13 protein-coding genes are annotated in these 13,308 nt (G+C 71.9%); 1 reads left to right on the top strand and 12 read right to left on the bottom strand.

The window, feature by feature from the left end; genetic code table 11:
* Positions 1–16 precede the first annotated feature (16 nt).
* From ccsB to ABD194_RS02440, 5 genes are read right to left on the bottom strand one after another with little or no spacing between them, the layout of a single operon-like run.
* Positions 17–1,009 carry a c-type cytochrome biogenesis protein CcsB gene (gene ccsB / locus ABD194_RS02460; RefSeq protein ID WP_343986967.1) on the bottom strand — a complete coding sequence of 331 codons (993 nt, stop codon included), beginning with the start codon at positions 1,007–1,009 and terminating at the stop codon, positions 17–19.
* Entirely contained in the window at positions 1,006–2,730 is a 1,725-nt protein-coding gene (resB, locus tag ABD194_RS02455) for a cytochrome c biogenesis protein ResB (RefSeq protein WP_343986964.1), read from the bottom strand. Before resB ends, ccsB begins: the two co-directional genes overlap by 4 nt.
* Before the next feature lies 1 nt (position 2,731).
* Positions 2,732–3,475 (bottom strand): cytochrome c biogenesis CcdA family protein, encoded by a 744-nt coding sequence (locus ABD194_RS02450; protein WP_343986961.1) that lies wholly within the window; start codon positions 3,473–3,475, stop codon positions 2,732–2,734.
* 7 nt (positions 3,476–3,482) lie between these two features.
* Entirely contained in the window at positions 3,483–4,097 is a 615-nt protein-coding gene (locus tag ABD194_RS02445; RefSeq protein WP_343986958.1) for a TlpA family protein disulfide reductase, read from the bottom strand.
* On the bottom strand, positions 4,097–4,765 hold the full coding sequence (locus ABD194_RS02440; protein WP_343986955.1) for a histidine phosphatase family protein: 669 nt from the start codon (positions 4,763–4,765) through the stop codon (positions 4,097–4,099). Before ABD194_RS02440 ends, ABD194_RS02445 begins: the two co-directional genes overlap by 1 nt.
* Before the next feature lie 177 nt (positions 4,766–4,942).
* On the opposite strand from ABD194_RS02440, the gene ABD194_RS02435 reads away from it, so the two are divergent.
* Positions 4,943–5,560 (top strand): LysE family transporter, encoded by a 618-nt coding sequence (locus tag ABD194_RS02435; protein ID WP_343986952.1) that lies wholly within the window; start codon positions 4,943–4,945, stop codon positions 5,558–5,560.
* 19 nt (positions 5,561–5,579) lie between these two features.
* On the opposite strand, the gene hemL is transcribed toward ABD194_RS02435, so the two are convergent.
* From hemL to ABD194_RS02400, 7 genes are read right to left on the bottom strand one after another with little or no spacing between them, the layout of a single operon-like run.
* Positions 5,580–6,917, bottom strand: coding sequence for a glutamate-1-semialdehyde 2,1-aminomutase (gene hemL, locus ABD194_RS02430; protein WP_343986948.1), 1,338 nt, complete (start codon positions 6,915–6,917; stop codon positions 5,580–5,582).
* Between the two features lie 46 nt (positions 6,918–6,963).
* Entirely contained in the window at positions 6,964–7,458 is a 495-nt protein-coding gene (locus ABD194_RS02425) for a MarR family winged helix-turn-helix transcriptional regulator (RefSeq protein ID WP_343986945.1), read from the bottom strand.
* Between the two features lie 36 nt (positions 7,459–7,494).
* Positions 7,495–8,460 (bottom strand): porphobilinogen synthase, encoded by a 966-nt coding sequence (gene hemB, locus ABD194_RS02420; RefSeq protein ID WP_343986942.1) that lies wholly within the window; start codon positions 8,458–8,460, stop codon positions 7,495–7,497.
* An 11-nt stretch (positions 8,461–8,471) separates the two neighbouring features.
* Complete coding sequence (locus tag ABD194_RS02415) at positions 8,472–10,121, bottom strand: bifunctional uroporphyrinogen-III C-methyltransferase/uroporphyrinogen-III synthase (RefSeq protein WP_343986939.1); 1,650 nt, start codon at positions 10,119–10,121, stop codon at positions 8,472–8,474.
* On the bottom strand, positions 10,118–11,122 hold the full coding sequence (hemC, locus tag ABD194_RS02410) for a hydroxymethylbilane synthase (RefSeq protein WP_343986935.1): 1,005 nt from the start codon (positions 11,120–11,122) through the stop codon (positions 10,118–10,120). The genes ABD194_RS02415 and hemC overlap by 4 nt, the downstream gene beginning before the upstream one ends.
* Positions 11,119–12,501, bottom strand: coding sequence for a glutamyl-tRNA reductase (hemA, locus tag ABD194_RS02405; RefSeq protein ID WP_343986932.1), 1,383 nt, complete (start codon positions 12,499–12,501; stop codon positions 11,119–11,121). Before hemA ends, hemC begins: the two co-directional genes overlap by 4 nt.
* The gene (locus tag ABD194_RS02400) at positions 12,498–13,181 is read right to left on the bottom strand and encodes a redox-sensing transcriptional repressor Rex (RefSeq protein WP_343986929.1); all 684 of its coding nucleotides are present in this window, start codon (positions 13,179–13,181) and stop codon (positions 12,498–12,500) included. Before ABD194_RS02400 ends, hemA begins: the two co-directional genes overlap by 4 nt.
* Positions 13,182–13,308: the final 127 nt, after the last annotated feature.

Genomic DNA, 13,308 nt, shown 5'->3' with positions numbered 1-13,308 from the left:
TCAGATCACTGCCTTCTCACATGCCCGAGTAGTTGTGCATGCCCACGAAGGTCGACACGAGGTTGACCAGCGTGAAGTTGATGATGACCGCGACGTAGCCGGCGAGCGCGATGAGCATGGACTTGCGGTGGTCGACCCCCGCCGTGGCGCGGCCGTGCATGTAGGCGGCGTAGACGGTCCAGATGACGAAGGTCCAGACCTCCTTGGGGTCCCACTGCCAGTACGAGCCCCAGGCCTGCTTGGCCCAGATGGCACCGGCGATCAGGGTGAAGGTCCAGAGGATGAACGCCACCATGTTGAGGCTGTAGGCGGTGCGCTCGAGCGAGGCCGAGCTCGGCAGGGACTCGATGAAGTTGGGCTTCGCCGGCGGCTTCTCCTCGCGGCGCAGGCGCACGAGGTAGAGCAGCCCGACGGCGCAGGCGAGGGTGAAGAAGGCGACGGCGAGGAAGGCCACGGTGACGTGGATGGCGAGCCAGTACGACTTGAGCGCCGGCATGAGCTCGCCGGCCTCGGTGTAGAGCACCGTGAGCGCCAGGCCGAGCACGAGCAGGATCGGCGTGACGATGAAGACGCCGAGCCACTGCCAGCTGTTGCGCTTGGCGAGCACGCTGTAGGCGGCGCCGACCGCGGCAGCCGCGGCCGTCGCGAACTCGAACATGTTGCCCCACGGCGGTCGCCCGACGGCCAGCCCGCGCATCAGCACCGACGCGACGAGCAGCGCCGACGCCAGGTAGGTGAGCATCAGCGCGATGTTGCCGCGCTGGCGGCTCTTGAGGCTCTCCTCGAAGCCCGGCCCCGCCGCATACGGGGTCGCGGGGCGACGCTCGGTGGAGGGCGGTCCGCCGGCGCCGACGAGCTCGCGCTCCTGTGCCGGTGCCTCGGCCACGACCTTCGAGTCGACTACCTTGGGCGCTCGCGCAGCCAGGTGCCACGTGAAGGCCAGCATGGCCAGGGTGTAGACGATCATCGACGCGTAGAGGGCCGCGTTGGCGTTGGCTGCGAGGTTCACGATCGGTCGGTCCGTTCTGCATGGCGGTCGTGCACGCCGGTGGAGATCGCGGAGACGATCGCGGCGAGCCCGGGGTCGGAGTCCTTGGAGAGGCCACCGATGGTGACCACGGTAGCCGGTCGCCGGTGAGCACCGGCAGGGCTGTCGAGGCTGCTGTCGAGCCCGTTGTCGAGGCTGTCGTCCACGGTGCGCACGCGCACGAACACGCGCCGGCGCTTGATGGTGAGGCCGAGGATCAGGCCCAGGGTGGCGAGGATCGCGCTCACGAGGCTGATCGGCGCTCCCGGGTCGGTGCGCACCGACAGGCCTGCGAACCGCTTGACGGCGTCGAAGGTGATCGAGCCGCGCCCGCCGGGCAGCTGCTTGGTCTCCCCCGGCTTCAGGCGTACGAGCATCGGGGTGCCGTCGGTCTTCATCACCTGCTTCATCTGCTCGGTGTTGAGGGTGTAGACCGACTGCGGGGCGCCACCGGGGAAGAGGTTGCCCTCCCAGACCGAGAGCGCGACCTCGGGATTGTTGGCGTCGGGGAAGAGCGACATCGGCCCGTTGCTGAAGGTCGGCTCGGCGGTCGGCAGGAAGAACCCGGTGAAGCCCAGCTGGTTCGGCGAGGCCGACGGGACCTTGATGACACCGACGGACCGGTAGTTGGGGTCCTGCGGCAGGAAGGGTGTCGCCTCGTGGTAGAGCACGGTGCCCTTGGCGTCGCGCACGGTGATGACCGGCGTGTAGCCGTTGCCGAGCAGGAAGATGTCGGCGCCGTCGACGCTGATCGGGTGGTTGACCGAGACCGTCTGGCTCGACGCCGGCGCACCGGGCGCGCTGCGCAACGTCGTCTGCGCGTCGAAGAACCGCGGCTTGCCGAAGTTGCGTCCCGGTTCCTCGTTGAACTCCACGTGCAGCTTGTCGAGGGAGAGGACGAAGGGCGGGAGCGTCTCGCTGTCGACCCACGGGCCGGGCGCGATCGTGTTGTACGTCCCGGCCGAGGAGGCGAACTTGTCGCCCTCGGCGAGGATGACGTCGCCGCGCCAGCCGAGGAGGTGGCCGACCGCCATGCCGACGATGATGCCGGTCAGGGCCAGGTGGAAGAGCAGGTTGCCGGTCTCGCGCAGGTAGCCGGACTCCCCCGAGACGGACGTGGCGTCGTGCGAGTGAAGGCGGAACCGCTTGCGCTTCAGCACCTCACGGGCGGCTGCGAGGGCCTCGTCCGGTGAGAGGCTGGTCGTGACCTCGGCGTGCTCGTCGAGCCGGCGCAGCCGCGCGGGGGCTCGCGGAGGCGTGGACCGGAGCGCCGACAGGTGCACCTTCGTGCGCGGCACGATGCACCCGACGAGCGAGACGAAGAGCAGCAGGTAGATCGCCGAGAACCACGGCGAGGAGTAGACGTCGAAGAAGCCGAACCGGTCGAGCCACGGTGCGCTGGTCTGGTGCTGGGCGATGTAGTCGGCGACCCGGCCGGAGTCGATGTTGCGCTGCGGGAAGATCGACCCCGGCACGGCGGCGATCGAGAGCATCAGGAGCAGGAACAGGGCGGTGCGCATGCTGGTGAGCTGGCGCCATCCCCAGCGGAGCATCCCGACGGCGCCGAGCGTGGGCAGCGTCGGCTCCTGCCGGTCGGGACGCATCCCCTTGCGTATGCGTTCGGTGTCCTTCGTCGCGGGCGTGCCCCGGTCGGCAGTGCTGCCGGTGGTGTCTCCGGTGGTGGGGTCGGTATCGGTACTCACGTCAGATCGCCACCTGGAAGCCGTTCACGAGACGCACCTGCACCCACACGATGACGTCCTCCCAGACGCCGGTGAGCATCAGCAGTCCCACGCCGACGAGCAGGACGCCTCCGACGGTCTGGAGCGCGCGGCGGTGCTCCCGCAGCCACTGGCTGGCGGAGCCGGCGCGCTCCCAGAGCGCCGCCATGAGCACGAAGGGCAACCCGAGGCCGATGGAGTAGACGGCGGCCAGCGCCAGCCCGCGCCCGATGGAGCCGGAGGCGGCCGAGATCGGCGCCGCCATGGCCTGGATCGCGCCGAGCGTCGGGCCCATGCACGGCGACCATCCGATCGCGAAGGCGGCGCCGAGCAGTGGCGCCCCGGCGAGACCTGCCCGTGGTCGCCAGCTGACCGGGACGGCATACGAGCGCCCGACCCCCAGGAAGAGCACGCCCATCACGAGCACGACGGCGCCACCGATGCGCAGCAGCAGGCTCTGGTGCTCGCGGAAGGCCAGCCCGACGGCCGAGACGGCGGCCGCAGCGACCAGGAAGACGACGGTGAAGCCGAGCACGAAGAGCAGGGCCCCGAGGACGAGCCGGCCGCGCGAGCGCTTCTCGAGGGAGACCTCCGACAGGCCGGTGACGTAGCCCAGGAAGCCCGGGACGAGGGGGAGCACGCAAGGCGAGGCGAAGGAGACGAAGCCGGCCACCAGGGCGACGAGCCCGGCGACGAGCAGCGATCCGGTGGCGAGCTCCGAACCCATGACGGCCTCAGGCCTTCTCGGTGAGGACGTCGTCGATCAGGCCCAGCAGCGTGGTGGTGTCGACGGGACCCGAGACGCGAGCCGCGATGCGGGCCTGGCCGTCGAGCACGAGCGTCGTCGGGGTGGCGGACGCCTTGCCCTGCAGCGCGAGGATGGGCACGCCGCCGTCGTAGGCGAGCGAGGGGTAGGTCACCTTGTTGGTCTTGAGGAAGGCGAGGCCGGTCTCGGGCCCCTCGAGCTTGTCGAGCCCGATGAACTCGACCTTCTTGCCCTTCGCCTGCACGGTCTCCCACGCCTTCTGGAGGGCGGGGGTCTCCTCGATGCACGGCGGGCACCAGGAGCCCCACACGTTGACCACCAGCACCGTGCCGGACCGGTCGGCACTGCTCCACGGCTTGCCGTCGAGGGTCGTCCCCTCGAGCTTCACCGGCTGGCCGCGGTCGGCGACGGGGAGCTGCTCGATCGACCCGTCGCCGGCGACGTAGCCCTTGCGGTCGCCCGCGCGGGCCTGGTCGGCCACGGAGTTGGGGTCGGAGGAGCACGCGGCCGTCAGGGTCGCGAGACCCGCGGCCAGCGCGGCGGCGCCCCACCGCAACGCGGTGCGCCGGTCGAGGTGATGCATCAGGCGCCCACGCTCCTGCTCGCCCGTGCCAGCAGGCGGGCCGCCGGCTCGGAGTAGGTGATGGAGAGGAGCTCGTCGTCGCGATAGGTCAGGGAGGTCAGCGACGCGAGGGTGCACTCGCGCTTGCGCGGGTCGTGCCACAGGCGCCGGCCCTCGAGCTTGTTGCGGACCGTCCACACGGGCAGCTGGTGGCTCACGACGACGGCCTCGTGGCCGCGGGCGGCCTCGCGAGCGTCGGCGATGGCCGCCAGCATCCGGGCGGCGATCTGCTCGTAGGGCTCGCCCCACGACGGCTTGGTGACGTTGCTGAACAGGTGCCAGTTGCGGGGGTGGAGCAGGCTCGAGACGTCGACGTTGCGGCCCTCGAAGCGGTTCTCAGACTCGATCACCCTCGCCTCGGTGGTGATCTCGAGGCCGTGGTCGGCGGCGACGGGTGCGGCCGTCTCCTGCGCCCGCTCGAGGGGCGAGGCGACGACGTGCGTGATGTCGTTGCTCTCGAGGTGGGCGGCGACGAGGCGGGCCATCTCCTGGCCCCGCTCCGAGAGATGGAAACCGTCGAGCCGGCCGTAGAGCACGCCCTGGGGGTTGTGGACCTCGCCGTGCCGCATGAGGTGCACGACCGTGAGGTCGCCGGCGGCCGACGCCGCCCCTCCGGTGCTCTCAGCCATGGTCGACAGTCTCTCAAACGAGCTGCTCAGGACCGAATCGGCCTCCGAGGCTGTGCACCCCCTGTGACGTGCGACGACGTCTTCGAGGCCGTATGCCGCTCGCCGCCCGAGGTGGTCACGGGCGCCGGGGGTGGATGCCGTCTTCCCCACGCTCGCAGAGCACCTACACTCCGTCGCGTGTCATGGTCGCTCTGGCTCACCCTCGTCGCAACGGGGACGCTCATCTCCCTGACCCCGGGTGCGGGCGCCGTCAACACGATGGCCAACTCGCTGGGCTCCGGCTGGACCCGCTCGATCTGGGGCATCCTCGGGCAGCAGGTCGCGCTGCTCGCCCACATCGCGGTGGTCGCCGCCGGCGTCGGCGTGCTCGTGGCGAACTCGCCCCTGCTCTTCAACGTCATCCGCTACGTCGGCGCCGCCTACCTCGTCTTCCTCGGGGTGCGGCAGTTCCGCTCGCGCGCGGCCGCCGCGAAGGTCGGCGAGGTGCACCGTGAGCCGGCGTGGTCGATGTTCCGACGAGGCCTGTTCGTCAACCTCACCAACCCGAAGGCCGTGGTCTTCTTCCTCGCCTTCACGCCGCAGTTCATCCGGCCCGAGCAGCCCCTGCTGCCGCAGTACGTCGTGCTGGCCGCGACCATCGTGGCGATCGACGTCGTCATCATGTGGTTCTTCTTCGCGGCAGCCGCCCGGGGGCTGGGTCGTCTGACCCAGCGGGAGTCGGGGCAGCGCACGCTCAACCGCATCTTCGGCGGGCTGTTCGTGGGCGTCGGGGTGCTGCTCGCCAGCGTCCACTGAGCCCGGACGGCCCGAGACGTCAGTCCGGAGTGGCGGCGGCGCGGGCCGCGGCGGGCAGGGCGGCGATGACGTGGTCGACGGCCTCGTCGTCGTGCGAGGCGGAGACGAACCACGACTCGAAGGCGCTCGGCGGCAGGTGCACGCCCTGGCTCAGCATCGCGTGGAAGAACCGGCGGAACGCGTCCGCGTCCTGGTCCTTGGCGTCGGCGTAGTCGGTGACGGCCCCGTCGCGGAAGAACACCGAGAACATCGATCCGGCCCACTGGATGGTGTGCGGCACGGACGCCGCCGACAGCTCGCTCGAGACCGCGTCGGCGATGGCGTGGGCGACGACGTCGAGCCGGGCGTAGACCTCGGGCGTGCACCCCTGCAGGGTCGCGAGGCCCGCCGCGGAGGCCACGGGGTTACCCGAGAGCGTGCCGGCCTGGTAGACGGGCCCCTGCGGCGCGAGGAGGGCCATCACGTCGGCACGGCCACCGAAGGCGGCCGTCGGGAAACCGCCACCCATGACCTTCCCGAACGTGAAGAGGTCTGGCGCGCCGGCGGCGTACGGACCTTCCAGCCCGTAGAAGCCCGACGCGCTGCAGCGGAACCCGGTCATGACCTCGTCGGAGACGAGCAGGGCGCCGTGCTCCTTGGTGATCCGCAGCAGGCCTTCGGTGAAGCCGGGCGCCGGCGGGACCACGCCCATGTTGCCGGCTGCCGCCTCGGTGATGACGGCGGCGATCTCGTGGCCGCGCTCGGCGAAGGCCGCCTCGACGGCGGACAGGTCGTTGTAGGGCAGCACGATCGTCTCGCCGGCGCTCGAGCGCGGGACGCCGGCGGAGTCGGGCAGCGCGAACGTCGCGACCCCGGAGCCGGCCGAGGCCAGCAGCGCGTCGACGTGGCCGTGGTAGCAGCCGGCGAACTTCACGACGACGTCACGGCCGGTGAAGCCGCGGGCCAGGCGGATGGCCGACATCGTCGCCTCGGTGCCGGAGTTCACGAGGCGCACCTGGTCGACGGGCTCGACACGGCGCACGATCTCCTCGGCGAGCCGCACCTCGTTCTCGCTGGGCGTGCCGAACGAGAAGCCCTTCGCTGCGGCCTCGGTGACCGCCGCGACGACGTCGGGGTGCGCGTGGCCGAGGATCATCGGCCCCCACGAGCAGATGAGGTCGACGTAGCGCTTGCCGTCCGCGTCGGTGAGCCAGGGCCCCGACCCGCTGGCCATGAAGCGCGGGGTCCCACCGACGGCGCGGAAGGCTCGCACGGGAGAGTTCACCCCGCCCGGGATGACCTCGCTGGCACGCGCGAGGAGCGCGGCGGACGCAGGGGCGTCGGAGTCGGTCTGGACGGGGACGGGCTGCGAGCTCATGCCCCCAGTGTGTCAACCGTGGCGCCGGCGATGCCGCGCCGGGTGGTCAGCGGTCGCTGACGGCGTTCGGGTCGAGGTGGTCGCGCACGATCGCCATCGCGTCCCCGATGGCCGTGAACTGCTCCGGCGCCATGATGTCGACGAGGTTGTCGCGCACGCTCTGCACGTGCACCTGCGAGATGGTCCGAACGGCGTCGAGGCCACCGTCGGTCAGCACCAGCTCCACGCCACGCTTGTCGTCTGCGCACTGCTCGCGGGTCACCCAGCCGCGGTCCTCGAGGCGCTTGGCGGTATGGGTGAGGCGGCTGCGTGACTGCACGACCATGGCGGCGAGCTCGGACATGCGCAGCCGGTGGTGCGGGCTCTCCGAGAGCATCGAGATGATCTCGTACTCGCTCAGCTGCAGGCCGGCGTCGTTCAGCGCATCGTCGAGCGCCTGCTCGAGCAGTCTCGTGCCGCGCAGGATGGCACGCCACGACGCCTGTTCGGCGTCGCTGAGCCAGCGCACGCCGTCGTGGCAGTGCTCCCCTGAACCTGACATGTCAACCTCCTGTGACGTCACAGATGGTAGTTGCTGTCAGGCGATCCATCCGGGCACGTCGAGGGCGAAGTACGTCAGCACGACGTGGGCGCCCGCCCGGCGGATGGAGACGAGCGACTCCAGCGCCGCGGTGCGCAGGTCGATCCACCCGTTCGCGGCCGCCGCCTGGATCATGGAGTACTCCCCCGAGACCTGGTAGGCCGCGACCGGCACCGACGAGCGCTCCGCCGCCGCGGCGACCACGTCGAGGTAGGACATCGCCGGCTTGACCATGACCATGTCGGCGCCCTCGGCGATGTCGAGGTCGATCTCGCGCAGCGACTCCACGATGTTGGCGGCGTCCTGCTGGTAGGTGCGGCGGTCGCCCTGCAGACTCGACTGCACGGCGTCACGGAACGGGCCGAAGAAGGCCGAGGCGTACTTCGCGGAGTACGCGAGGATCACCGTGTCGGTGAAGCCCTCGGCGTCGAGCGCCTCGCGGATGACGGCGACCTGGCCGTCCATCATCCCGGAGGGCGCCACGACGTGGGCGCCGGCGCGGGCCTGGGCCACCGCCATCTCCGCGTAGAGCAGGTTGGTCGCGTCGTTGTCGACGCGGCCGCGCTCGTCGATGACGCCGCAGTGGCCGTGGTCGGTGAACTCGTCGAGGCACGTGTCGGCCATGACGACGAGGTCGTCGCCGACGGCCTCGCGCACGGCACGCAGCGCGACGTTGAGTATGCCGTCAGGGTCGACCGCGCCCGAGCCCGTGGCGTCCTTGTGCTGGGGGACGCCGAAGAGCATGATCCCGCCGAGCCCGGCCGCCACGCAGCGGTGGGCGATCTCGACGACGCTCTCGAGGGTGTGCTGCGAGACGCCGGGCATGCTGTCGATCGGCCGCGGCTCGGTGAGACCCTCCGCGACGAAGACGGGCAGCACGAGGTCACGCGGGTGCAGCCGCGTCTCCGCGACGAGGGACCGCAGGACGGGGTTCTGGCGCAGGCGGCGGGGACGCTCGATCATCGCGCGGCCCCTCAGCGGGCGCGCCGGCGCGAGGCCGGCCGCTTGTCACTGGGCCGCTGCACCGGCTGGCCGGCCTCTGCCGCCGCGACGGCCAGGCCGACGCCGTGACCCGCGAGGGCGTCGACGAGGCTGAGGGCCGAAGCCTCCGGCGCGAGGACGTCGACGCGCAGGCCGTGCTCCTGGGCGGTCTTTGCCGTGGCAGGGCCGATGCAGGCGACCACCGTTGCGACGTGGGGCTTCCCGGCGATGCCGACGAGGTTGCGCACCGTCGAGCTGGACGTGAAGAGCACGGCGTCGTAGTCGCCGCCCTTGATCGCGTCCCGGATGTGCGCTGCCGGCGGCGCCGCACGCACGGTGCGGTAGGCGGTGACGTCGTCGACCTCCCAGCCCATGTCGCGCAGGCCGGCGACGAGAGTCTCGGTGGCGATGTCGGCGCGCGGGAGCAGCACGCGGTTGATCGGGTCGAGCACCTCGTCGAACTCGGGCCACACCTCGAGCAGGCCGGCAGCCGACTGCTCGCCCGCGGGCACCAGGTCGGGGTTGATGCCCCACTCGCGCAGGGCGGCCGCGGTGGTGCCGCCGACGGCGGCGACCTTCAGACCGGCGAAGGCGCGGGCGTCGAGGCCGAACTGCTCGAAGCGCTCACGCACGGCGCGCACGGCGTTGACCGACGTGAAGCCGATCCACTCGTAGCGACCGGTGACCAGGCCCTTGACGGCCTTCTCCATCTGCTGCGGCGTGCGCGGCGGCTCCACCGAGATGGTCGGCACCACGTCGGCGGTCGCGCCGTAGGCGGCGAGACGGTCGACCATGGAGCCGGCCTGCGCCTGCGTGCGTGGCACGAGCACCCGCCAGCCGAACAGCGGCTTGGACTCGAACCAGGAGAACTCCTCGCGCAGCTCGACGTTGGGCGACACGATGGCGAGCGTGACCTCGAGGGGCTCCTTGGCGCTGAAGACCGACGCGGCCTCCCCCAAGGTCGTGGCCAGCGAGGTCTGCTGCACCGTGGTGCCGCGCGCGCTCAGCGCGACCAGGGACTCGGCGGGACGGCCCGCGGAGCGCAGCGCCTCCAGCGCCGAGCGGATGCCGTCCGTGGTGCCCAGCAGCACGAGGGTGTCGGTGTCGGTGGCGTACCCGGTGAAGTCGACCCCCGGGGAGTCGACGCCCACCACGTGCACGGCACCGGTGGACTTCGACGTCAGGGGCACACCGGCATACGTGGGGCCGGCGGTGAGCGCGGAGACGCCCGGGACGACGTCGTACGTGATGCCGGCCTTGCGGCAGGCGCGCACCTCCTCGACGAGACCGTTGAAGGTGGCGGGATCGCCGTCCATGAGGCGCACCACGAGCCCCCCGGGGGCCACGGACTTCGCCGCCTTGACGACGATCTTGGCGCGCATCGCCTGGGTCAGCTCCTGGCCCTGCTCGCCGTGGCCGGCGTCGACGATCTCGACGTCGGGCCGGGCGTGCTGGAGGACGACGTCGTCGCGAGCGATGCGGTCGAGGACCACGACGTCGGCCGCGGCCAGCAGGTCACGGCCGCGCAGCGTCATGAGGCCGGGGTCGCCCGGCCCCGAGCCGACGAAGGCGACCTGGGCCGGTGTCGTGGCGGTGGTGGTGGTCGAGGCCGTCTGGTCGGACGGCTGCGATGAAGGAGTCACGAAACTTGCTCCGGTTGGTGTGGGGCTTGGCGTGGGGCGTGTTCTGGGTCGGCGGCGACAGGCTCGCCGGTGCCGCTCGTCGGATGGTCGGTCATGTCGAGGCCGGCGGCGCCGTCCTCCAGCAGGATCTGTGCGAGGCGCCGGCCGAGCGACTCGGGCTCGTCGTAGGGGCCGACCAGGGAGCGCCGCAGCTCGACGGACGCGTCCTCACTGCCGACGAAGCCACGCAGCGACAGCTCGAGGCCGTCGTCACCCTCGACCACCTCGGCGAGGGCGCCTATCGGGGCCGTGCAACCGGCCTCGAGCGCAGCCAGCAGCGACCGTTCGGCGACGACGCACGCGCGGGTGTCGGGGTCGTCGAGGACCGAGACCGCCGACACGACGTCGTGGCGGTCGGAGCGGCACTCCACGGCGAGGGCACCCTGGCCTGCCGCCGGCAAGATCTGGATCGGGTCGAGGACCTCCGTGGCCTCGTCGAGACGGCCGAGGCGGGCCAGTCCCGCGCGGGCCAGCACCACCGCATCGACGGCGCCGGAGGCGACCAGACCGATTCTCGTGTCGACGTTTCCGCGGATCGGACGAATCCGGACACCGAGACCGAGCGCTGCCAGCTGTGCCGTGCGGCGCGGTGAACCGGTGCCGACCACCGAGCCGGCCGGCAGCTCGCCGAGCGTGAGGCCGTCGCGGGCCACGAGCACGTCGCGGCTGTCCTCGCGGACCGGGACGGCGCCGACGACCAGCCCGGGCTCGGGGGTGGTCGGCAGGTCCTTGAGCGAGTGGACGGCGACGTCGATGCGCCCGTCGAGCAGGGCCCGGCGGATGGCGGCCGCGAACACCCCGGTGCCGCCGATGGCGGTGAGCAGCTCACCCGACACGTCGCCCTCGGTCGTGATCTCGACCAGCTCGACCTCGTGCCCGGCCTCGCGCAGCCGGTCGGCCACCCACCCGGACTGGGTGGTGGCGAGGGCGGAACGGCGGGTGCCGAGGCGCAGGGCGGTCACGGCTGCGCCCGCTTCGGCGGGGCGGACACGTTGGCGATGTCCTTGGGCTCGAGGTCGAAGAGCTCGCGCAGGGCTGCTGCGTAGTCGTCGCCGCTGCCCTCCATGGCGAACTCCTTCACGCGCCTGGTCGGCGTGTGCAGCAGCTTCTCGACGATGCGGTGCACCGCCAGGGCCACCTCGGCGCGGGTCGACGCGTCGAGCCCGGGCACCCGCTGGTCGAGCCGGTCCATCTCGGACGCCACGAGCGCCGCGGCCCGCGCACGCAGCGCGGCGACCGTGGGCGCCACGGACTTCTCCATGCGACGGGTGAGGTAGTCGGCGACCTCGCCCGTGACGAGGTCGCGCACGCGGACGACCTCGGTGGTGTCGGCGCGGCCCTCGAGGAGCAGCCCGAGGGCCTGCAGGTCCACGAGGGTGACGCCAGGGATCTCGCGGTCCCAGGAGTCGACGGGCTGGACGTCGCGGGGCAGGGCCAGGTCGATGACCATCTGGGGACGGCCGCCGCGGCGGGCTGTGCTCTCGGCGAGCAGGTCGGCCGTGATGACGTGGCCGACCGCGCCGGTGCACGAGATGACGAGGTCGCTCTGCGCGACGACGTCGGCCAGCTCAGCCCAGGGGCGGGCCACGCCCGACGTGGCGGCGGCGAGGCGCTCGGCCCGGTCGGGGGTGCGGTTGACGATGGTGAGCGAGCTGATCCCCTGGCGACGGGCCGTGGCCGCCGCGAGGCCGCTCATGCCGCCGGCCCCGACGACGGCCGCCGACGCCCCGTCGAGCGGCCCGAGCACCGAGGAGGCCTCCTCGAGCGCGATCTGAACGAGCGAGACGCTGTGCTGGTCGATGTCGGTGTCGGTGTGGGCCCGCTTGCCGACCCGCAGCGCCCCCTGGAAGAGGGAGTTGAGCGACTCGCCCACCTGGCCGCGGCTCTGGGCCCCGGACAGCGCGTCCCGCATCTGGCCGAGGATCTGCGCCTCACCGACGGCCATGGAGTCGAGGCCGCAGGCGACCGTGAACGCGTGGGCCACCGCGGCGTCGTCGTAGCGGACGTAGAGGTGGTCGGCGAGGGCCTCGGCCCGCGCGGCGAGTGCCGACCGCGGGTCGCTCGGCGCCAGCTCGGCCGCCGGACGCCCGGACTCCGGCGCCTCGATGCCCGCCGCGACGGCGAGCGCCTCGCCGATGGCGGCCACGGCGGGGTGGAAGGCCGGCACGGAGGCGTAGACCTCGAGGCGGTTGCACGTGGACAGCACGACGGTCTCGGTGGCCGTGGCCGACCCGAGCACGGAGGAGGCGATGGCCTCGGCCCGGTCGGGGTGCTCGGAGAGCGCCTCGAGGACGCCCAGCGGCGCCGTGTGGTGGGACAGTCCGATGACGAGCAGGCTCACTGGGCAGGCACCGCCGAACGAAGGTGACCCGCGGCCAGGGACTTGCGCTGGGCGTGGAAGGCGAGGATCTGCAGCTCCGTTGAGAGGTCGACGCGGCGTACGTCGACGCCGTGGGGCACCGTCAGGACGGCCGGTGCGAAGTTGAGGATCGAGCTGATGCCGGCGCCGACCAGCGCGTCGCAGACGGCCTGGGCCGCCGGCGCGGGCGTGGCGATGACCCCGATGGCGATCGGGTCGACGGCGTGGTGGGCGCGCAGGTCGGCCAGCGGCCGGATCGGCACCCCGACGATGCGCTCGTCGGTGAGGGCCGGGTCGTCGTCGTAGAGGCCGACGATGCGGAAGCCCTTGGTGACGAAGCCGGAGTAGGAGGCGAGCGCGTGTCCGAGGTTGCCCATCCCGACGATGGCCACGGGCCAGTCCTGGGTGAGGCCGAGTGCCCGGGAGATCTCGAGGGCCAGCGTCTCGACGTCGTAGCCGACCCCTCGCACGCCGTAGGAGCCGAGGTGGCTGAGGTCCTTGCGCAGCTGGGCGGATCGCACTCCGACCTCTGCCGCGAGCTCTTCGGAGGAGACCGACAGGACGCCGTCCTCAGCGAGCCGGGACAGGGTTCGGAGGTATTCGGGAAGCCGCGCGACGGTTGCGTCGGGGATCTCTCGACGCAGTGCAGGGTCGGCGGACACTCTTGCTCACCGGCTCCTCTCGAAGAGGCGTTCTGGCGAACGCGGAGCACGTGGGGACCCGTTCAGGCTAGACGTTTGTGAAGCCATGCACAAAGTTGACTTCGGGCGCCTACCACGGCATAGCGGG

Origin of the sequence: Terrabacter terrae (assembly GCF_039529575.1) — a bacterium.
Lineage (GTDB): Bacteria > Actinomycetota > Actinomycetes > Actinomycetales > Dermatophilaceae > Terrabacter > Terrabacter terrae.
This window is presented reverse-complemented; position numbering and strand designations above follow the sequence as displayed.